The sequence below is a fragment of the Desulfobacter sp. genome (assembly GCA_028768545.1).
In the GTDB taxonomy this organism is placed as follows: domain Bacteria; phylum Desulfobacterota; class Desulfobacteria; order Desulfobacterales; family Desulfobacteraceae; genus Desulfobacter.
In genome coordinates this window covers 2737465-2758093 of sequence record CP054838.1, presented here as the reverse complement: position 1 = coordinate 2758093, position 20629 = coordinate 2737465, and the positions used below count along the sequence as shown (strand labels likewise).

The window sequence follows — 20629 nt, the reverse complement described above, 5'->3', positions numbered from 1 at the left end:
GAAATATTTTTTGCAACAGAACCTATTTTATCCCTCTGAAGAAAGCCATTCTTTTAACCGTTTAAGCCCTGTTTCTGTGGATACTTTGGGCAGATATCCCAGGTCTTTTTGGGCCCGGGAAATATTAAACCAATGCGAGGTGGCAAGCTCCTTGGCGGCAAACCGGGTCATGGGCGGATCCTTCTGAATTCTGAAAAGGGTAAAAACTTTTTCAAATATCCAGCCGGCGGCATATGCCGTTCCAGCCGAAACCCGTCCCCTTATGGGAGGCAGTCCAGCTGCCGACAAAAAGGCATTGGCCATTTTCCATTTAGAAATGGGTTCATTCTGGCTGATAAAATAAATATTACCTGAAAGGCTGGGCCGGGTTTCAAGTTTTTCAGCCGCCAGGATGTGTGCATCAGCGGCATTGTCCACGTAAATGGTATCCACCAGGTCATCATCCCGCCCAATAATTTTCAATTGTTTTGCTCTGGCAATAATCCCGGGCACCAGATGATTGTCATGGGGTCCCCAAATAAGGTGGGGCCTCAGGATAATGGCATTAAGCCCCTTGGCTGCTGCCTGAACCACTTCTTTTTCTGCCAGAGCCTTGGTCTGGGGATAAGGGGCAAGATAGGTGGCAGGATAGGGCACAGACTCATCCACATTTTCCATGTCAAATTCATCAAAAATTACAGACGGGGAACTTGTGTAAACCAGTTGCTGGACCTTGTTTTCCCGGCAGGCCTCGATCACATGGATGGTGCCTTGTACATTGACCTGATAGTAGAGGTCATAATCCCCCCACAGACCGGGTTTAGCCGCGGTATGAAACACCGTGTCCATTCCCCTGAAAGCAGAGATTACACATTCACGGTTTCCCAGGTCTCCCTGGATCTGGGTTACCCCCATATCAGCAAGATCCTGATAATAATGGCGTGAAAAAGAAAAAACCGTGACCTCTTTTTCTAATAATTTGCGGACAATGGCCTTGCCTAAGAATCCCCCGCCTCCGGTAACCATGACTTTTTTTGTTTCCATTTTCCTTCTTTTATCAACAGGTTAAATATTTAGCCCCGGCTTTATGCCAAACTATGCTTGACAAGACAGCCCCATTGCTATAAAAATACCTCGTCTTTTGCTGAGCGGGAATAACTCAGTGGTAGAGTGCGACCTTGCCAAGGTCGAAGTCGCGGGTTCAAATCCCGTTTCCCGCTCCACTTTCTTTCTGATCAATCTCATTTAATCCAAGGCCGTTTAAATTTAAGCCCTGTTAAAAATCAAGAGCCGTACCTGTTTTTGTTTCCAGGGCAAGATTGTAGATCGCAGAAGCCACGGTCAAATCAAACAACGCCATACCCACGGATTTAAAAAACAGGGTTTGATCATTTCCCCTGGTATTTTCCCTGGATCTCCCGGCCCCGACCAGACCGGCAAAAGGCAAAATATCCTCGATTGTTTTGATTTTTTTTTCAAGGGGCTGACAAATATCGCCAGACTCTTTTGCAGCAAAAAGGGTATCCACAAACACCTTGTCCGCGCAGGTGATCACGGCATCGGGAAATTCCTTCATCTCCGGCCGAAAAGAACCAATGGAAATAAAGGTTTTTCCTTTGACCAGGTCATGGTCATCGCTGAATAACGGCTGAGGGCTGGTGGTGGCGGCAATGACCAACTCTGAAAGTTCAACCAGGTCATCCGGCTGTTTTACCACCTTGACATCCACATCCTTGAATGTGGCTGAAAGATTGTCTGCCATGGTCTGAGCCGCCTCTGTATTGATATCACAAATCAGCAAAGTCTGGATATCCCGATTCAGCATCAGATACCGAACCTGACTGAAGCCCTGAACTCCGGCACCAAAAATCCCGGCGGTCTTGATTTGGGGATCTGTTAACAATCTGACCCCCAATCCCCCCACAGCCCCGGTTCTTTCTGCGGTCACTGCGGCACCATCCATAACAGCCAGCGGGATTCCACTGCCATTATCGGCCAGGGTCATGAGCCCGTTGACCACAGGCAGTCCTTTTTGTGCTGCATTGGGAAAGACAGAGACCAGCTTGGTGGCAAAATATTGCTCACCAAAACAAGGCATGAGCAGCAGGGTATTTTCCTTGTCCTGGACATGGATACGGTCCGGCATATTAAATTTTTTGGAATTCATCAACTCGTATGCAGTGAGAACAGCATTTTGAATCCGATGTTGATCCATTTGAGCCAGATCTTCTTTGTTTAAAAACAGCATAAGGTTCTCTCCAGTCTGTTAACAGATGTTTTCCCATACCACAGGCAAAAAAAAATGGCCATGAAAACCCCAACTGACATGCATTCCACTTTAAAATATGATACAAATCCGGGCAGTGCTGCAGAAAAACAAAGATAAGGAATCAATATGCCAGACCTCAAAGAACAAGTATTGTGCATTAACCGGCAGTCTTTGCCCGAAACATGGATGAAAAAAAGAACCGTCCTGCCAATGGATCTGTCTGCATTTGTCAATCAGTGCACCCAAAGCGGTTTTGCCTTTGTGGACCGGCAAAAGGCAGAACAGGATCCCGGACAAAAACAAGTTATTCCCTATATCCTGCTTCAGACCCAAGATGGCAGCCAAACTGCCGCGTACAACCGCCAGGGAAGTGAAACACGCCTTCATAACCTTTGGTCTGTAGGCATTGGCGGCCATATCAACCCCATTGACCGATCCTGCGACCAATCTAGTTTCAGGCAGATTTTAATGTCTGGCATGGCACGGGAACTGGATGAAGAACTTGTCCGGCAACCCCAAGAAGGGCCTACTGAATTTGCAGGAATTATCAGTGAAGACATCACCCCTGTGGGCAGGGTTCACCTGGGTGCCGTATTCAGGATTCAAACCGCCTCCCCCCATGCCTATGTCCCTGGCCCGGAGCTGAATCAATTTACATGGACGCCCACCAGCCATCTTTTAAATCTGAATATGGAACTCTGGTCTGAACTGGCATTGGAATTGATCGCCCAAGTGAAGCCCTGAGGCGTCACAAATTGTCAAGGCCGAAGAAAGACAAAGAGTGTAAACCGCCTAAGAGTTTAACACCTTTAATACAACAGAATCCTTGTTCTTAAGGACTTTGGATCCCCGGGTGATTTTGCAGAGGCTGATCCCGTATTTTTCAGCAATTTTCCGCTGGGTCACCCCCTGGTGAAGGTCTTTGAGTAATTTCCAGCGCAGGGAAATATCATCCAGTTCTGCCGGGGTGAAGATGTCTTTAAAAAAGGCCATGAGTTCATCCACGTCTTTTATGGCCAAAACAACTTCCAACAATTCTTTGTCAACACTCATATCAATTCCATCAGTATTATCAATTTTAAAAAACCGGGCTGATCCCATGATTTTTCCGGCCCAAAACCCCCGGTTAAAGATCAGGCGGGCAGCCCTCTGCAAAAGACTGAACACCATAGGTATATATGGTCAAGTCCTCTTTTTGCCAGGCATCGGCCCCAAGTCCCGCCTTGGTGCACAACTGGCTTAAAAATGCATCACAAAGGGGGAGATGCTCCCATACCTGGGGCAAGAACGTGGCCCGGCACCCCGCTTTTTCAACAATCACCCCGTCGCGACCGGGTACAAGCCTTTGGACCAGGTCCTCCGGGCTTTTATACTCCAGCATTTCAGGTATTGACAACAGGCTGATCTCAATGTCCATACAAGAAAACTCATCTTCGGTCAACGGGGGAAACCTGTAATCTTTAAAAGCCGCACACACCGCGTTCTCACAAATACCGGATCCCAGGGGTTTCACAGGTTCAATGGTACCGATACACCCGCGAAGATGCCCTTTTTTATGAAGGGTGACAAAAAGGCCCCGCTTTTCTTTCAAAAAACCCAGGTCCTGGTCACCGTCTTTTGGATCGCAAGATTGAATCCCTAATTTTTCACCAATACTGGCCCTGGCCATTTTTAAAAGCAGCCTGCCCTCACCTTGACATAATTGACCTGTCATACCCTTCCTCCAAAACTCAAACAATGGCAAAGGATATCATCCCCAAATAGAGAATAAAAGACAAAGTTTTCTCCTGTGCCATTTCACGGAGTTCATAGGCCTTGATTTCAAAAACAGACGCTTTTTAAAGAAATTCAATGGAATTTATCAAAAATCTTTTTGCCCAACGGATAAAAATCGTGAAACCATTGAATTGACCGGCAAAACATTGTAAATTCATTTTTAATCATAACTCACCGGATTTGACTCGGTTCTCATTCTTTATTACACTTGAAACTCGGCTGGATGGATTTATCTCAAAATTTCTCTTTTATAATTTGGTAACTTATGACGATGATTGATCAAAAACTTGTGCACAAACTTATTGAAAACGAGGTTGAATCATCAATGATCCCCGGTTTCATCAGAAGCCTTGCCAATGCCTTTTTGATCAATCCGAGCATGTCCCATTGCCAGGCCAACAAACGGCTTAAATACCTGGGATGGGAAGAGATTGAAATTGATTACCACACCTTTTCCCTGGCCATTAATGCACTTGAGACCAAGGGACTCAAACAGTTGAAATACAAATCAGCGCCCTGGTATGTCAGCAGCTTCAAGGACATGTCCCCCATTTCAAAACCAGGACCGCTTTCCTTACCCGCTAAAAATAAAATACCCTACTCAGGAAACCGGCGGTTGATACCGTAGAACTGATCAATATGATCTAAAAACAGGGCGGCAAGTTTTGGATCAAAATGGGGTCCTGCATCTTTTTTAAATGTATCAATGATTTTTTCAACTGGCCAGGCATCTTTGTAGCACCGCTTGTGGCTTAAGGCATCAAATACATCTGCCACAGCGGCGATCCTGCCGAAAATATGAATCTGCTCTTCTTTCAGCCCCCTTGGATACCCTTTTCCATCCCAGCGTTCATGGTGCTCAAGGGCAGTAATGGCTGCCGCTTTCATGATGGAACGATTTGATTTGTTCAAAATTTCGTACCCGATGCGGGCATGCCCTTTGATCGTACTAAACTCTTCCGGGCTTAACCTGCCCGGTTTGTTCAAAATGGCTTCGGGTATGCCGATCTTACCCACATCATGCATGGGAGATGCAAGCCTGAGAAGCTCTGCCTGCTCATCGTCCATGCCGTATAATTTGGCCAGCAGATAACATACTTCTGCCACACGGGTAACGTGATTTGCAGTCTCCTGGGATCTGGTTTCCACAACCTCCCCGAGAATCAGTATCACCTCTTTTTGGGTGTTGATAATTTCCCTTGCCAGACTGATATTGTCAAACCCGATGGATACATTGTTGGCATAAATCCTTAACAGGTAATGCTCTTCGGAAGAGAGCAGGTCCGCCCCCTTGAGAAAAAGGGTGCTGGTAAATCCTTCCTTGGTTTTAAACACACCAATATACATGCCAAAAACAAAGGCTTCCCCGCCCTGGTCAAACAAGCGCTCATACTCGTCAACCCCAAAATCAGACAAGACCTGCTCAATGGGCACTCCGTCCATTCCGGCGAATTCGCCGGTACCTGCAATCATCAGGGATCTTCCCATGGGAAAACCGATAAAATATCCGCCGCAAACCCCTGAATCAGTCTGTAAATTGAGGATAGCCCCCAATTGATCAAGGACCTGAATACCGAAGGCATTAAAGGATTTGGTTTTAAACACTTCAGAGGTGGACTTGATAATGGATTCCAGCCCCTGTTGATTGCGTTCAATAATTTTCAGGCTTTTATAGGCCCTGAGGCATGCGGTGACACTGGTAAACAACCGATGGGCGGTAAACTCGGGCTTGGTCCGGTAACCATTGATGTCATACCTGGAAATGATGGTGTGTTCCGGGGCCTTTCCCGGTTGGCCCGTACGCAAAACAATACGGACTGTGCTGTTGTTCATCTCTTCCCGGATATACTCCACCAGTTTGAGTCCCGAGTCTTCTTCTTCCATGACTACATCCAGAAGAATCATGGCAATATCAGACCGGGTCTTGAAAATTTCTTTTGCCTCCTGCCCGGAAAATGCGCTGATTATAGAGACGGTTCGCCCTTCAAACACAAACCCCTTGAGAGTAATCCGGGTAATTTCATGGATATCTTTTTCATCGTCGACAACCAGAATCTTCCAGGTTCCCTTTTTGAGTTCCGGCGTCAACAAATCCTGTGCCCCCTGGCTCTCCTCTCCGGCAAAAACAAGGGGGCCGTCCATTACGGTCTGATATTTATCCCGCATTTGCAGGTATCCTCCCTATTTTTTTTCTTTAAAATAGGTATCCACCAATGATTCGGCTAATCCGACATAGGTGGCGGGGCTCAATGTTTCCATACGGGCCTTTACGTGGTCAGGCACCTTTTCCAGATCCGTCACAAACGCGGTCAGGTCTGATTTACCGATTTTCTGTCCCCGGGTTAAATCCTTGAGCCGCTCATAGGGATTTTTTTCTCCATAAACCCGCATCACCGTTTGAAAAGGTTCAGCTAGAAGCGCCTGATTATCGTCAAGATCCAGGGCCAGGGCTGCAGTGTTCAGGTCTACTTTGGAAAGGCCTTTTAATGCATTCTTGATCCCGATTGAAAAATAACCAAAGGCCGACCCAAGGCTTCGCAAGACCGTACTATCGCTCAAATCCCGTTGAAACCTGGATTTCTGAAGTTTAACAGCCAAATGCTCCATCATGGAAATGGCGATCCCCATATTGCCTTCACTGTTTTCAAAATCAATGGGATTAACCTTGTGGGGCATGGTGGAAGAACCGGTTTCCCCTTTTTTCACCCGCTGAGTAAAATAGCCCAGACTGATATATCCCCACATGTCACGGTCAAAATCAATCATGGTGGCAGCCGCCCTGACCAGGGAATGAAGGATCTGGGACAGGGCAGAGTTGGGGTTAATCTGGGTGGTAAACAAAATGGGGTCCAGGTCCAGATGATTGCAGATAAATCTGCGGGAAGCATCAATCCAGTCCACATCGGGAAAGGCAAACCAATGGGCATTATAATTACCGGTGGCCCCGTTTATTTTGGCCTGAACCGCCTTGCTTTCAAGAAACTCAATTTCCTGGTTCATCCGCCAGGCATAATTGATAAATTCCTTGCCCACTGTGGTGGGGGTGGCCGGCTGGCCATGGGTTCTGGACATCATGGGCACGGCTTTGTAGGCTTTGGCCTTTTCTTCAAACGAACGAACAAGCTCCTTTAAAAAACCAAGGACAAGGGTTTTGCCTTGTTTGAGCATCAGCCCGTAGGCCGTGTTATTGATATCCTCGGATGTACAGGCAAAATGGACCCACTCCTTTATGGATGAAAGCCCGGCCGTTTCCATCTTTTCCTTGATAAAATATTCCACGGCCTTGACATCGTGATTGGTCTTGGCTTCTATCTGCTTGACCCGAAGGGCGTCTTCCACTGAAAATCGGTCAACTATCCCTTTTAGCAAGGATAAATCCAAATCCTGGTTTTGGCCTTGAATCTGATTGAGTTTTAAATCCGTGATAATGAATTCAAGCCACTCTATTTCTACTTTTACCCGGTGACGGATCAGCCCGAATTCGCTGAAAATTTCCGCAAGTTCTTCTATCAGGCGTGCATAGCGCCCGTCCAGCGGTGTAATTGATGAAACCTTTGTCATACCCTCTCCATGTGAAAACCCAATATTCAAATCAGGCCAAACGATTATTTTTATTTGACATTTCAAATCAATCCCAATAGAGCGATTCGCATTTTTCCCCATACAAATAACAAACTATGAAACAATTAACAATCTAAAAACAAGTGCCATGACAGGGTTCAAGCTCGGCGTTGGTCCTGACAGATCCATTTGAGCCCCAGGTGATGCCCAAGATTGCACAATAATTTGAAATAACGGATAAACCCGTATGAATTCTAATTTGGTTTTTCCACTCCCTGGGGTCTATACGCTTTAGATTGTCACACCAAAAATCAAATATCATTTTTTTTAAAAAAACATGGGCAAATTTTCAATAATTCCCCCCATGACCCGGCCCATGCCGACCCCCGGGGCCGGTTAAACTCATTTAAATTGATTCCCCCTGAATCTTAATGCATCCTGACTTGACAAGGGCCCGGGTTTTAAAGTATTTTAGCACTCTATTTTTAATCATTTTGGCGCCCTTTGTGTTGCAGGAGTAAAATTTTATGGCCTTAACCAAAACCATTATTGCAGAAAAGATACAAAACAAACTCAACCTGTCCAGAACAACGACCTATGAGGTCATGGAAGAGTTTCTCGAAATTATCAAAGAAACCATTGAAAACGGCGAAGACATCATGATATCCGGCTTTGGAAAATTCTGTGTTAACGAAAAAAAAGCCAGAAAGGGAAGAAACCCAGCAACAGATGAAGAAATGACCCTGCCGGCCAGACGCGTCGTCACCTTTAAATGCTCAGGAAAACTTCGAGACCAAATCAATTCCTGACGCCTGCCACGATGTTTTTATCAGAACAAATAATTATCGCCATTATTCTGGTCTCCCTTGTGGGCAGTTACCTGATGAATAATCTTGCCGATTACCTGAATCTGGGCAATTTAAATTCCCCACTGCCCAACGCGTTTTGTGATGTTTATGATTCAGATCGGTATGACAAATCCCAAGCATACCTTAAAGAGACCACCCGATTCGGGATGGTCTCTGCAAGCGTTGATCTGGGGCTGATCCTTATCTTCTGGTTCTGCAACGGATTCGGAATTCTGGACAGCCTTGTCAGGAGTCTTGGACAAAACCCCATTGTCACAGGACTTTTGTTCATCGGTATCCTTGGAGGGCTGAAATTATTGGTTTCCCTACCCTTTTCCGTCTACTCCACCTTTATTATTGAAGAGCGGTACGGCTTTAATAAAACCACGGGGAAAACCTTTGTGCTGGACCTGATCAAAACAATTCTCATTTCAACGGTATTGGGATCCGCTCTTCTCTCTTTGATCTTATGGTTTTTCGAGTCTGCAGGATCCTGGGCCTGGATGCTTTGCTGGATTGCCACAAGCCTCTTTCTTCTCGGGGTCCAATATATTGTTCCCACCTGGATCATGCCGTTGTTCAACCGGTTTACCCCCCTTGAATCAGGCCCCTTGAAAAAAGCCATCTTCACCTATGCCCGATCCATTGACTTTCCTTTAACCCAGATTTTTGTCATGGACGGGTCCAAACGAAGTGCAAAATCCAATGCGTTTTTTACCGGATTCGGCAAAAATAAGCGCATCGTCCTGTATGACACCCTGATCAAAGAACAGGATGAAAAAGAGCTGGTTGGGGTATTGGCCCATGAAATGGGCCATTTCAAAAAAAAACATATCCAGCGCCGAATGGTGTTGGGCATTGTTCAGACCGGCATTCTCTTTTATTTAATATCTTTGTTTATTTCCCAGGAAAGTCTTTTCCATGCCTTTTTTGTGGACACCCCTTCTGTGTACGCAGGACTTGTCTTTTTTTCCATTCTCTTTTCCCCCATTGACCTGATCATTTCCATTGCCATGCAGATCTCTTCCCGGAGGGATGAATACGAGGCAGACCGGTTTGCCGCGGACACCACAAACCACCCACAGGCACTGATCTCAGCCTTGAAAAAACTGAGCGCCCATAACCTGTCCAATTTGACCCCCCATCCATTTTATGTGTTTTTAAACTATTCCCATCCGCCGATCATAGAACGGATTTCAGCCCTGGAAAAATCTTAAACAACCTAGGATATAAATGGCAAAAATTCTGGTCACAGCAGATATCCACGGCAGCATGGCCGCATGGCTTACAGTTCAAGCCCTGATGTCGGAACAAGACAGCCTCGTGGTTGCAGGAGACCTGTTTGACACCCGGTACGGCAACTATGGATCCCAGGATTTTCAACCCGACCATATTCGTTCAGACTTAAAATCCTTTGACCATCCCTTTTATTATGTATATGGAAACTGTGATGTTGAATCCTATTATCCCGGGCAGAGTCATGAAAAACAATTCTTAGTTTTCGGAAAAACCATTCTCCTCCATCATGGCCACAAGACAGGAATTGATCATACCCGGGCGGATATCATCATCCAGGGCCATACCCATCTGTGCAGCCTTGAAAAAAAACAAAACAAAATTTTCCTGAATCCCGGCAGCATTGCCCTGCCCAGAAATAATTTAGCCACCTACGCCAGCATAGACGAAAAAGGGATATCCCTCCTGGCACTGAAAACAGGAAAACCACTGGCCTCAATTTCTTTTTCTTAACTCACAATCAGGATATCAGTCGTGACCTATGGGTTTAATCCGCTGAACAGGGCTGATCTTTCCCACGGAATCTCCCCCCATAGTCCGGGATTTTTTCTTTGCATCTTTTATCTTTTTTTTAAAGGCCATATATCGATAATAATTTTCATAGGGCTGTGTACAAGACCGGAGCCCAGACCCGTTTAAAAGGGCGGGCTTGATTCCCGGCTCAAGGGCGTTCAATACAGAGGCAAACCCCGTTTTTTCAACGGGTCGGGCTTTGGGCCTTGGGCCGGACGATTTTTTTTGATCCGGACGGGATTTAAACGCCTGCCGGGGGCGGGACCCTGGTTTAAACTTTTTTTTAATGGATGAAAAAAAGCCAGGTCCGGGTCTATTCTCCGTCTTAATTTTAGGCTCATCTTTAGGTTCATTTTTAGGCACTTCATTGGCAGGGGTCATGGGCAGCAAAGGCAAAATAAAATCAAAGGCCAGATTTATCTCTTTCATCCGGTCCTGGGCGGCAATTTCCCCTGGAAAAGAATTTGTAAATCGATACCGGTCCGGATGACAGGTCTTTGCCAGAGCCCGGAACGCAATTTTAGCCTCTTTTTGGGTTGTTCCCGGTCCAATGCCTAAAATCTGGAATGCCTGTTTTTTGTCCATACCCATGACCATACGACGGGTATTTTCTCAGGTCAAGGCCCGGGCAACTCAAATCCACCGCCTAATTTCATATTTATTTAAATATGAGGATGTTCCGTGCTTTCCTGGCCACCAGGCGGTACCATATTGCGGCGCCAAGCGAGCGACGAGTGAGGTGTATAAATCATACTCCGCAGGGAGGAACAAACGCAGGCAACGACGAAGATTGTTCTGTATGGTGGATCAGGGGCAACTCATTGATTTGAAAAACCCGGTCCGAAATGGTAATATCCCTGTCTGAATCTTAAACAGGAGGCCTTATGGCGGCAGCAGCACACCCCAATCTCAGCAATGGCAAAAACCCGGACCAGGATGCCTGGTTTACTTCATTTTTCCTTGAAAACCACATTGATCCCTTTGCCTATCCCACAAAGGTCGGTACCGTGGAACAAGTCGAATTCATGGTCTTTCCTGAAAAAAATGAACGGTATTATCCCTGTTCCGACCCCATGTTTTCAGCCATCATGTCCAGAAAAAACACAGAATTTCTCAAGACCAGGTACAAGGAGGTCTATGACAAAATAATCCAGCTGGTGGATGATCTTATTGATTTAGACTATGATAAAAATTTTTTAACTGCCCTGATTAAAATCAAATTTGACCATGAGGTTGAAAGCCGTTTGCTTATCCCCTCTCGCCTTGAAAAACGATTGTATAAAATCTTTTTAAGCAGGACCCACATTGAAGATCCCTATTCTGGCCGGAAAAAAAAAGAAAACCAGAGAGCCCACAGATTCCTGGCCTCAGAAACCTTTAAAAAGGCCTTGAACCATATCAACGGCAGCATTGACAATATGGAAGAGTTAGGACTTTCGGAACTCAGGGAAAAAATAAAAGAGATTGAATTAAAGCGATTGCTCAGCCTGCTGGCATCCGGCCACCTCTGGCAGGACCCAAAATTCAAAGTTCCCTCCTTGTCCGAGATAAACGCCTTGTTCAGAAAAAAAATCACAGGGAACGGTTTAAAAAAACTTTTAGGCCTTGTCCACCAGCCCAAATCAAAATTTTTGTGGATCACCGATGGATCCGGAGATGCTGTGGTGGATATCTCCATTGCCAAATTCCTGGCAGAACTGGGGCATGTGGTGGTTTTAGCGGTCAAGGAAACCCCTTTTTTTAAAAAACTATCCCTCACCGACATCCGTACCGACCCCACCCTGGCAAAGGCCCTTGGCAATGCCCACTTTATCCATGACAAAACCATCAGCAAAAACAAATTGGTCCAGCGGTTCAAGCAGGATGAAAATCTTTATGTGGTCTCGGACGGCACCCAGGAAAACCTCAATCTTTTGCTGGTCTCCACCACATTTTCCAGAATTTTTAAAGAGGTGGACTGCGTGATCTCAAGGGGGGAGGAACAAAAAAAACGATTGATTGACACCCATTTTAAGTTTACCCGGGATATCATAAATATCAGTAAAACAGATGGAGATCTTTCCATCACCTTCAAACCCAGGCATCCTAAATTCATCAATTTTGCCCACACCGACCTGGAAGAAAAAGCGGACCGGATCATTGACCAGATGAAATCAGCCAAAGCCAAAAACATGACAGTTATGTTTTACAGCGGCATTATCGGATCCATTCCAGGCAAAATTGATGTGGCCAAAAAAATCATGAGCTGTTTTATTGACCATCTCTTTGGCCAGGCATCGGACCTGTTCATCATCAACCCCTCATTATACTATGAGCCGGGCATGGATGCTGACGATCTGATGTATATGTGGGAAATTGTCCAAAGAAGCGGTTTTATCGATATCTGGCGGTTTCAGACCTCAGAGGATATTGCAGAAAGTTTTGCCCTGATGAAGAAAAAAGTCCCCCCGGAATGGATTGGAAAGGATGCCACTTACAGCACCGGGTGCACCAAAGAAATGCGCATTGCCCAGGATGTCCAGAAAAAAAACCCGGAAATGCAGCTCATCGGACCCTCTTTGGACAAGTTCATGCGAAGGGCTGAGTACGGAATCGGATCCATGTATGACCAGCGCCTGGCCGACATTTAACCCAAATATTTCATAACCTGAAGGTCAGAAACTGACAGTTAAAAACAGCCTTTGGCAATCCTAATGCCAAAGGCTGTTTCATCTTTAAGGATCAGATGGGTGCGGCCCCTGAAAAGGCCCGTCCACCGTTATCGGTTCTGGGACATGGTTTTAGACTTAGAAGAACGCTTCTCTTTAACTGCCGGTGAAAACTGAATCCCGAAATCTTTCATTTCATAGATGCAAATTCCGTCCACCCCGAGGGCGCCGTCTGCAACAACCGTATAATGTGTGTTATCATGGGAGATTTCCTTGATATGGGCCTGGATTATAACCTGTTTATTGGCTGGAATAATCTGCCCCCGGTATATCCATTCATGGGCATTTTCCTCCAGTATCACAGACTCATAATCCTCCAGGTCGATTTCATAAGTTTCAATCAAAACAAAACGAAGCATCTGAAGAAAGGATTCAACACCTAAAGAGCCCGGACATACCGGGTCCTGGTAAAAATGGGCATCAAAAAACCATTCATTGGCATCCACCTTTTTTACGGCCTGAACACACCCTTTTTCATACACCCCGCCCTGGGGATCGAAATAATCAATACAATCAATCATTCTCAGTGCTTTGGACGGCATGCCTGAATCCGGGCTCAAGTCTATGTCTGCCGGGGTCACAGGGGCATCATCTTTAAACCTTGGGATAGGACCCCCCGTATGGGCCGGAAGGTCGACAAAAAAACGGCTCTCCCGAATCCCTACCTGGTTGGACAGGGCCTGTTGGGTAAAAAAACCAAAATTGGTTGTACCCTGGTATACCACCTGGCCCTGATTTAAGACTTCCATTTCAAAATCCTGGATAATCATGCCCCCGGCTTTGGATACATCGGTCATCTTTGCCCTGACCATCACCTGGCCCGAGGTTCGGGTTAAATTACGACGATAGGTTGCCCGTCCTCCCAGGTTTCTAAAATGTAGCCGCTCATTGCTTTGCAGGGCGGAACCGGCATAGGCGGCAAGCCACCCGCAGGGCTGAAGGGCGATTTCCAAAAGAATGCAAAACGGAAGACAATCACTTCGATTGGCCGCAAAATACCATTCATTATCAGGAATCTCATAGGTGGTTTCAATCCAGCCCCCGGGTCTCATTTCCCATGGGGTATGGTCTGCACGAACCACATTGTCCATGAAAAAATAGGGGGGTTTTGGCAGTCTTGCGATCTGCCGTTTTTCATCAAAGATCTCATAGGGCTGGCCAAAGGCGTCCGAAGGGTTGCCTTGGGCAAAGGCAAGGATTTTTTTTCGGCTAAACAACGGCTCGGGTTTGAACTTATCTAAAAGTCCTGAATCAATCACCGCTTCAAACCCCATGATACTGGCAATCACGGTATCGGTTTCATCCAAAAAGGTAAAATATCCCTGAACCTTATATTCGGTCTGATGGTTAACCGTAAACAAAATCCTGATCTTGCCCTTTTTCTCAGAATAGTATGAATAGAGCCTTAGGCTTTCAAAAAAGCTGGGCAGACAGACTTGATTCCGGGTATGATAGGTCCACAAAATAGCGGCCTGGAATGCCGCATCTATCATCATGGGATCAATTGTCCAATGTTTGCTGTAAGGACTGTCATACCATTGATCCATATCTTTGGCCTGGCGTGAAAGAACCTCGATCCCCTTGGAGGAGACCCCTGTAATACTCACAATGCCATGAAGTTTTTTGCCATGAAAAAGAACCTGATCATATGCCTGTTCAACAGACAGGGCATAGGGTTTTAAATCCATGAAAGCAGCCTTGGACAACACCGGAGGCTCAGGCAAGGTATTTTCCAAGAGCAATTTGGCCCTGGCATGGACAATCTCCCCCTTGTCCCCGGATGACAGGGCTGCCGGCGCATAATACATGTTTTGCTTGGGTATGCATTTGCCCAGATCCACCTGAACTAAAAACTCGTCTCGTCCCGGCACAATCCCCTTTAAAAGCCTCATCTCCTCCATCCCTGAAAATTTCAGGCCTGGATTATTCTTTTCCCCGGCACAGGCCAAAAGGTCTGTTATCATGGCAAAGGGAACAACAGGGTCATGATTGATTCTGTGATCATTGATAATCGGACTTGCGCTGGGTCCCAGGATCTGGGTCATGGCCCTGTTCAACACCGTTTTTTTTTCAGACGGCTCAGGGTTCATCCCCCCACCGATGACCACCTCAACACAATGGTGATCCGGATTACCCATTTCCCGGACCATCTGATCGGCACCCAGGGTCTGGGGAATAAGATCCACTCCCCGCCTTGCAAACTCGCGCTTTAAGCTGTCATTGACCATGCCGCCGTCCCAGGGCCCCCAGTTCAGCGACAACACACGTATTTGAGGCTGTTCCTTGGCCAAGGTCTGGGCTTTTTTATTCAAGACCTCGTTGGCCATGGCATAGTCGCATTGCCCGGGATTTCCCATTCTGGCCGCAACCGAAGAGAATAAAACAAGATAACGAAGGGTTTGATCATTGATTGCCCCTAAAATGGCATCAAGCCCTGTCACTTTTGTCTCAAAGACCCGTTTAAACGGGTCCATCTTTTTTTCGGCAATCCGTTTGTCTTCAACCACGCCTGCCCCGTGAATAACGGCGGCGATAGGTCCTAAAGCAGAGGTGATTCGGGTAAAAATCTTATCCACCTGGCCCTTGTCCCGGATATCAGCCGAATAATACTCAACCTGGGGGGACCAAGCCTTGATACGGTCAATATTTTCCTGGATGCACCGGTTTGAAAGAATGGCCTGATACTCTTTTTCAATTTGGGCGGGGGTGGGTTTTTCGCCGGCGGCTCCCTGGGCCAGAATCGCTTTTTTCATCTCGCCTGGGTCTGTGAGATCCTGGATCCATTCAGGCTCCTTAAAAGGAGAGGGAGAACGGCCCAAAAGCACAATGCGCGGGGAACAGGCTTTGGCCAGGGCCAGGGCGCATTCAGCGGTCACCCCTTTGGCCCCGCCCGTGATCACGGCAACATCACGGGGGCCTAAAGATAAGGGTTCAGAGGGTATTTTTTTTATTTGCAGAGCAGGAATAGCGCATTGTTCTCCGTCAAGCCCCATTTCAACACCACCATGGGTCAGCATCAGGGCAACGGCGGCCTCTGCATTTTCCTTGACTTTTTCTATGCTTGCCGGCATATCCAGAGCCCTGCACAATACGGTTTTCCATTCAAGGTCCGCCGTTTTGGTCAAACCGGCCAGGCCCCCGTACATTGGATTTATTCCAGGCGCCCCCCCGTCAAACCCGAAACTGCCGCCTGAAAAACTGATTGTGGCAAAAAAGCTGCCTTTTTTCTTTGCAGACGCTTCCAGAAACCCACAATTTTTACTGGCAAGTCCAAAGGCAGACACCAAAAAAGACGGGGCATCATCCAGAGGATCAAAGGCGTTTGGCACAAGGACAAGGCCTGCGGCGTCAGGAAGGTCAGATATTGTTTCCCCGCTGATATCAATAAGCGCGGCCTTAATTTCCAGTTTTTCAAATTCCTGTTTAAAGGCTTGGGCAATGCCGGCCTTGTCCCGGGTCAGGTAGACTGTTTTGTCCCATGGCAGTTCAATCCGGGATCCATTGTAGAACCGGATCTGATTTGTGGGATATTGATTGAGTACAATCTCCTGGCGAACAATTCCGCCCGGGGCCGACCTTAAGGGAAGAGCCTCCTCTTTTACGGCATCAGGCGAAGTTTTTTTTTTAGGAGGGTTGGAGACCCCCGTTTGTTCAGCCGGAATAAGGAATTGGACAATGTCCTGGATGGTTTTGAGTCTCCCCATGTCATCGGGTGATATGGTTCGAATCCCGGGCAGCTCCTGTTCCATTTGGGATAAAATTTCAACCCGCTTGATAGAGTCAATGCCGAGATCTGACTCAAGATTCATCTCAGGTTCCAGCATCTGTGTTGGAAACCCAGTCAGATCACTGATAATATTCACAAGCACCTCCAATGTCCGGAGCGCTTTTTCTGACGCGTTCTCGGCAGGGGTGGGCTCAGCCCCTTTGTTCGGTATAACGGTCTCAGTTTCTGATGCATCGTCCCCTGCCATGGCCCCATAGATATCTTTGAGGGTACGAACGGAAGACAGATGGTCCGAAGATAATGTCTGACCGGCCGGCATCTGTTTTTCAAGTTCTGAAATAATTTCCACTTTTTTAATGGAATCAATGCCCAGATCAGATTCAATGTCCATGTCCGGTTCAAGCATCTCCTGGGGAAACCCGGTTAACCTGCTGACGATCTCAAACAAAATCGGCTTTACAGACATTGGCGGCTCAGAATCCGTTAAAGGCATCTGAGGTGTTTCAGGGACAAAGGCCTTAGCAGAAGGTACGGCTGTTTGGGGAATATCGCTCTCCAGGGGCGTGGGCATTTGCGAACGTGGTCTTTCCTCGGTCACAACGGGTTCTGGCACCGGTGTTACAGGGGCCGGATATTGCGCCTTGGGATATGAATTGTCCGGTGCAATGCCCCGGGTCTGTTCCATCATGGCAGCCAGGGTCTGGCTGGCCTGGACCTGTGTTTCCAAAAATTTTTCATGGGCCCGGGCCGTCTGGGCCTGGAGCTGCTGCATGGTTTCAAGACCCTTTTGAAGCAGGTCCACATTTTGAGGGCCCAAAGAAGATTGAGGGTTAGTTGTATGGGGATGTGAAGAGGGTGTCATAATATTTCCTTGTTTGTCAGACAGATCCAATGGGAGATTGTTTTGAACATCCGGGCAAGGACCTGATTCTTCCAGATTTTTATCTTGGGTTACCTCAAGGGGTAAGGGCTGTGCCTCAGGGGCCAAGGGCTGAGCCACAGGGGGGATACTTTTTTCCTCAGGCTTTGGATTGGCACCGCTGAGCATGAGTTTCATTTTTTGAATTTCAGGTTCCAGTGCGGGATCTTCCCAGCACCTAAGATCAACACCGTATCCACTGGCAGCCACCCGGCACAAGGCTGTGCCCAGGTCATGAAGACCTGAATCTTTGCCCGACGCGTTGTCCAGGGCCCAGGCCTGAATTTTTTCATCCTTTAAAATGGACCGGATCAGACCTGAAAGAACGGTTTTAGGGCCAATTTCAAGAAATGTGGAAACCCCTTTTTCATGCATGTATTCAATGTCGTCAATAAAATTTACCGGATGCATGAGCTGGTTGCCAAGCAGATCCTTGCTCTCTTTTTTATTCCGGGGATAGGATTTGCCCGTGGTATTGGACAATACATCAACATGGGTGGGGGTTAATATCTTTTTGGACAGAAAATCCTTGAACGGACCTGTTGCCTTTTCAACAAGGGCGCTGTGAAAGGCGGCTGCCACAGGAAGTTTCACAGCCCGGACCTTTTCCTGTTTACAGATTTTTTTTGCCCTATCGATCTGACTTGTACTGCCGGACAACACACCCTGGGTATGAGAATTTTTATTGGCCAGCACCAGATCCAGTCCATGTTTTTCAACAAGAGCCTGGATGGTTTCAATGGGGGCCTGGATCGCCAGCATACTGCCGGGGTCCTCCCCTTGTTTACCGGCCTGGGCCATCTGATAGCCCCTGGCTGCGGAAAGCTCAAGAAAACTTTTTTGATCCATCCAGCCAGCGGCATAAAGGGCGGACAATTCCCCAAAGCTGTGGCCGCATGTCATCTCCGGGGCGATCTTAAACCGTTTGAGAATCTGGATCATGGCCAGGGATACGGCGCCAATGGCAGGCTGGGCAATCTGGGTCTTGCGAAGGGCCTTTTGGGCCTCATTTTTATCCTGCACATGTTCAGGCAGAGGATAAATGTACTCGGATAAGGGCCGGGTTTCAGGTTCCAGATTAATTTTTTCCATACAGGACTGACCCAGTTTCAAGGCGTCCATGGCCTCGGGGAAAAAAGAGATCAGCGATTTTCCCATGCCTGTGTACTGACTTCCCTGCCCCGGAAAAACAAAGCCCAGTTTCCCGTCAGGCTTTCCTTTGCCGAAAAAGACAGGGGGGATGGGGGCTTCTTGTTTGTCTATGGCCTCAAGGGCCTGGTCCATGAGATCTGAAAAACAATCCTTTTTTAAGACCAGAATCAGGATCCTATACTCATCCTGGCTGGAAAATTGATGTCTGGATTCACCTGCCTGCCAGGCCAGGGCCTGGGAATACTCGACCTCATCCCCGGCATCATGGGCTGCAACCTTGTCCCTTATACGCCCAAGCTTTTGGGAGAGGGTCTGAAGATCATCTGCTGAAGCCGCAATAATCTGGACGGCCCCGTCCCAGGAAACATGTCTTTTTTCAGGCTGGTATTCTTCAAGCACGGCATGAAAATTTGATCCGCCAAACCCAAAGGCGGAAACGCCTGAACGTCTGGGCTCAGAAGATTTACCCGCCTGAATCCAGGGTTTTGAACTTGAATTAAGATAAAAGGCGGAGTTATTGATATCCAGTTCAGGGTCAGGCACTTCCGCCTTGAGTGTGGGGGGAATCACCTTGTGGTGAAGGGCCAGGGCAGATTTAATAAGGCCTGCCGCACCAGCCGAGGCCTTGGTGTGACCGATCATGGATTTTACAGATCCCACTGCCGTGGTATTGTGCCTGGCCCCATCGCTGAAATAGGTTTTTAATGCGGTAAATTCGACCTTGTCTCCCACCCGGGTTCCTGTACCGTGGGCTTCGATCAACCCAACGGAAAAAGGATCAATCCCGGATGTTTCATAGGCCTCTTTAAGGGCCCTGACCTGTCCTTTTGCCTCGGGCGCATACACGGCAGAGGTTTTACCGTCACTGGAGGTGCCCATCCCCCTGATGACCGCATAAATTCTGTCTTTATCTTTTTCAGCATCTGCCAGCCGTTTCAAGACCAGCATGCCGATTCCTTCCCCTAAAACCGTACCGTCGGCATCCTTGGAAAAGGGTTTTGCATCACTGGTATGGGAAAGCACCCCGGTTTTGGAAAAACACATGTGCATGAAAATATCATTCAGGGTATCGACCCCTCCGGTGATGGACATGTCGCACCGGCCGGACTCAAGTTCCATAATGGCCATATGAACCGCTGACAGGGAACTTGCGCAGGCCGCATCTGAAACGCAATTGGTGCCCGAAAGGTTCAGACGGTTGGCAATCCTTCCGGCAACCACATTCCCCAAAAGCCCGGGAAATGAATTTTCCTGCCACTGGGCATAGCCGTTGCCCATACGCTGGAGGATTTCCCGGGTCTTGGCAGGATCAATGCCGGCATCCTCCATTGCCTTTTTCCATACAGGATGCCCAAGCCTTGCCCCCAGAGGAATCACCAGCTCCTGGGTCCCTGTAACCCCCAGAATCACATTGACTTTCTTATCTTGAATATCTGAATTGCCCACCGGGTATCCGGCGTCTGCCAATGCCATCCTGGCCACCTCAAGCCCGAGAAGCTGGGAGGTGTCTGTGGCTTGGATATTTTTAGGGGGCATGCCGTAGCGCAGGGGGTCAAAGGCGACTGGCGGAATGAATCCGCCCCGGGTGCAATAGGTATGGTCAGGACAGGCAGGATCAGAATCATAATAGTCTTTTAACTGCCAGTGGGAGTCTTCGGGAATGGGCTTGATGGCATCAATGCCGTTGAAAAGCAAATGCCAGTATTCCTTAAGATTCCTGGATTCCGGAAAAATACAGCCCATGCCGATGATGGCGATGGGCTGGGTAATCATATTTGTTTTTTTGGGTGCCATAGATACAATTTTAGATTTGTAATTAATGTTTATACGTTAAGGGCCAAATATACCGGTCAAAACCCCTGAAATCACCCATTGATAGGG

Annotated in this window: 14 protein-coding genes and 1 tRNA gene; 7 read left to right on the top strand and 8 right to left on the bottom strand. The window is 47.4% G+C overall.

The window, feature by feature from the left end; translation table 11 throughout:
* Window positions 1-27 precede the first annotated feature (27 nt).
* A complete protein-coding gene (locus HUN05_13305; GenBank protein ID WDP88057.1) occupies window positions 28-1005 on the bottom strand; it encodes an NAD-dependent epimerase/dehydratase family protein in 978 nt (325 codons plus the stop codon).
* A gap of 122 nt (window positions 1006-1127) precedes the next feature.
* Here HUN05_13305 and HUN05_13300 point away from each other — a divergent pair.
* Window positions 1128-1202: transfer RNA gene (locus tag HUN05_13300), tRNA-Gly, on the top strand.
* 53 nt (window positions 1203-1255) lie between these two features.
* Here HUN05_13300 and HUN05_13295 read toward each other — a convergent pair.
* Window positions 1256-2227, bottom strand: coding sequence for an ornithine cyclodeaminase family protein (locus HUN05_13295; protein WDP85989.1), 972 nt, complete (start codon window positions 2225-2227; stop codon window positions 1256-1258).
* A 147-nt stretch (window positions 2228-2374) separates the two neighbouring features.
* On the opposite strand from HUN05_13295, the gene HUN05_13290 reads away from it, so the two are divergent.
* Complete coding sequence (locus tag HUN05_13290) at window positions 2375-2992, top strand: phosphoesterase (GenBank protein ID WDP85988.1); 618 nt, start codon at window positions 2375-2377, stop codon at window positions 2990-2992.
* A 48-nt stretch (window positions 2993-3040) separates the two neighbouring features.
* Here HUN05_13290 and HUN05_13285 read toward each other — a convergent pair whose 3' ends face one another.
* Both HUN05_13285 and amrA read right to left on the bottom strand, forming a co-directional pair.
* Entirely contained in the window at window positions 3041-3301 is a 261-nt protein-coding gene (locus HUN05_13285; protein ID WDP88056.1) for a transcriptional regulator, read from the bottom strand.
* A 73-nt stretch (window positions 3302-3374) separates the two neighbouring features.
* On the bottom strand, window positions 3375-3962 hold the full coding sequence (amrA, locus tag HUN05_13280) for an AmmeMemoRadiSam system protein A (GenBank protein ID WDP85987.1): 588 nt from the start codon (window positions 3960-3962) through the stop codon (window positions 3375-3377).
* Window positions 3963-4349: 387 nt separating this feature from the next.
* Here amrA and HUN05_13275 point away from each other — a divergent pair, with 387 nt between their 5' ends.
* The gene (locus HUN05_13275; protein ID WDP85986.1) at window positions 4350-4652 is read left to right on the top strand and encodes a hypothetical protein; all 303 of its coding nucleotides are present in this window, start codon (window positions 4350-4352) and stop codon (window positions 4650-4652) included.
* Here the strand turns inward: HUN05_13275 and HUN05_13270 are convergent.
* Both HUN05_13270 and purB read right to left on the bottom strand, forming a co-directional pair.
* A complete protein-coding gene (locus HUN05_13270; GenBank protein WDP85985.1) occupies window positions 4622-6190 on the bottom strand; it encodes a DUF3369 domain-containing protein in 1569 nt (522 codons plus the stop codon). The two genes, HUN05_13275 and HUN05_13270, sit on opposite strands and share 31 nt — an antisense overlap.
* Window positions 6191-6205: 15 nt before the next feature.
* A complete protein-coding gene (purB, locus tag HUN05_13265; GenBank protein WDP85984.1) occupies window positions 6206-7585 on the bottom strand; it encodes an adenylosuccinate lyase in 1380 nt (459 codons plus the stop codon).
* A gap of 527 nt (window positions 7586-8112) precedes the next feature.
* On the opposite strand from purB, the gene HUN05_13260 reads away from it, so the two are divergent.
* Genes HUN05_13260 through HUN05_13250 form a run of 3 tightly spaced genes read left to right on the top strand, consistent with a single transcriptional unit; the run spans window position 8113 to window position 10182 of the window.
* A complete protein-coding gene (locus tag HUN05_13260) occupies window positions 8113-8394 on the top strand; it encodes an integration host factor subunit alpha (protein ID WDP85983.1) in 282 nt (93 codons plus the stop codon).
* Between the two features lie 11 nt (window positions 8395-8405).
* Window positions 8406-9650, top strand: a complete 1245-nt coding sequence (locus HUN05_13255; GenBank protein WDP85982.1) for a M48 family metallopeptidase — start codon at window positions 8406-8408, stop codon at window positions 9648-9650.
* A gap of 16 nt (window positions 9651-9666) precedes the next feature.
* Complete coding sequence (locus tag HUN05_13250; protein ID WDP85981.1) at window positions 9667-10182, top strand: YfcE family phosphodiesterase; 516 nt, start codon at window positions 9667-9669, stop codon at window positions 10180-10182.
* A gap of 15 nt (window positions 10183-10197) precedes the next feature.
* On the opposite strand, the gene HUN05_13245 is transcribed toward HUN05_13250, so the two are convergent.
* Window positions 10198-10827, bottom strand: coding sequence for a DnaJ domain-containing protein (locus HUN05_13245; GenBank protein ID WDP85980.1), 630 nt, complete (start codon window positions 10825-10827; stop codon window positions 10198-10200).
* Between the two features lie 299 nt (window positions 10828-11126).
* Here HUN05_13245 and HUN05_13240 point away from each other — a divergent pair, with 299 nt between their 5' ends.
* Window positions 11127-12872, top strand: a complete 1746-nt coding sequence (locus tag HUN05_13240; protein ID WDP85979.1) for a DUF89 family protein — start codon at window positions 11127-11129, stop codon at window positions 12870-12872.
* A gap of 128 nt (window positions 12873-13000) precedes the next feature.
* On the opposite strand, the gene HUN05_13235 is transcribed toward HUN05_13240, so the two are convergent.
* Complete coding sequence (locus HUN05_13235) at window positions 13001-20542, bottom strand: SDR family NAD(P)-dependent oxidoreductase (protein WDP85978.1); 7542 nt, start codon at window positions 20540-20542, stop codon at window positions 13001-13003.
* Window positions 20543-20629 lie beyond the last annotated feature (87 nt).

Coding starts and splice junctions, on each gene's coding strand:
- HUN05_13250 (WDP85981.1), top strand. CDS start 9,667: ATGGCAAAAATTCTGGTCACAGCAGATATCCACGGCAGCATGGCCGCA.
- HUN05_13240 (WDP85979.1), top strand. CDS start 11,127: ATGGCGGCAGCAGCACACCCCAATCTCAGCAATGGCAAAAACCCGGAC.
- HUN05_13305 (WDP88057.1), bottom strand. CDS start 1,005: ATGGTTACCGGAGGCGGGGGATTCTTAGGCAAGGCCATTGTCCGCAAA.
- HUN05_13285 (WDP88056.1), bottom strand. CDS start 3,301: ATGAGTGTTGACAAAGAATTGTTGGAAGTTGTTTTGGCCATAAAAGAC.
- HUN05_13235 (WDP85978.1), bottom strand. CDS start 20,542: ATGGCACCCAAAAAAACAAATATGATTACCCAGCCCATCGCCATCATC.
- HUN05_13260 (WDP85983.1), top strand. CDS start 8,113: ATGGCCTTAACCAAAACCATTATTGCAGAAAAGATACAAAACAAACTC.
- HUN05_13275 (WDP85986.1), top strand. CDS start 4,350: ATGATCCCCGGTTTCATCAGAAGCCTTGCCAATGCCTTTTTGATCAAT.
- amrA (WDP85987.1), bottom strand. CDS start 3,962: ATGACAGGTCAATTATGTCAAGGTGAGGGCAGGCTGCTTTTAAAAATG.
- purB (WDP85984.1), bottom strand. CDS start 7,585: ATGACAAAGGTTTCATCAATTACACCGCTGGACGGGCGCTATGCACGC.
- HUN05_13255 (WDP85982.1), top strand. CDS start 8,406: ATGTTTTTATCAGAACAAATAATTATCGCCATTATTCTGGTCTCCCTT.
- HUN05_13245 (WDP85980.1), bottom strand. CDS start 10,827: ATGGACAAAAAACAGGCATTCCAGATTTTAGGCATTGGACCGGGAACA.
- HUN05_13290 (WDP85988.1), top strand. CDS start 2,375: ATGCCAGACCTCAAAGAACAAGTATTGTGCATTAACCGGCAGTCTTTG.
- HUN05_13295 (WDP85989.1), bottom strand. CDS start 2,227: ATGCTGTTTTTAAACAAAGAAGATCTGGCTCAAATGGATCAACATCGG.
- HUN05_13270 (WDP85985.1), bottom strand. CDS start 6,190: ATGCGGGATAAATATCAGACCGTAATGGACGGCCCCCTTGTTTTTGCC.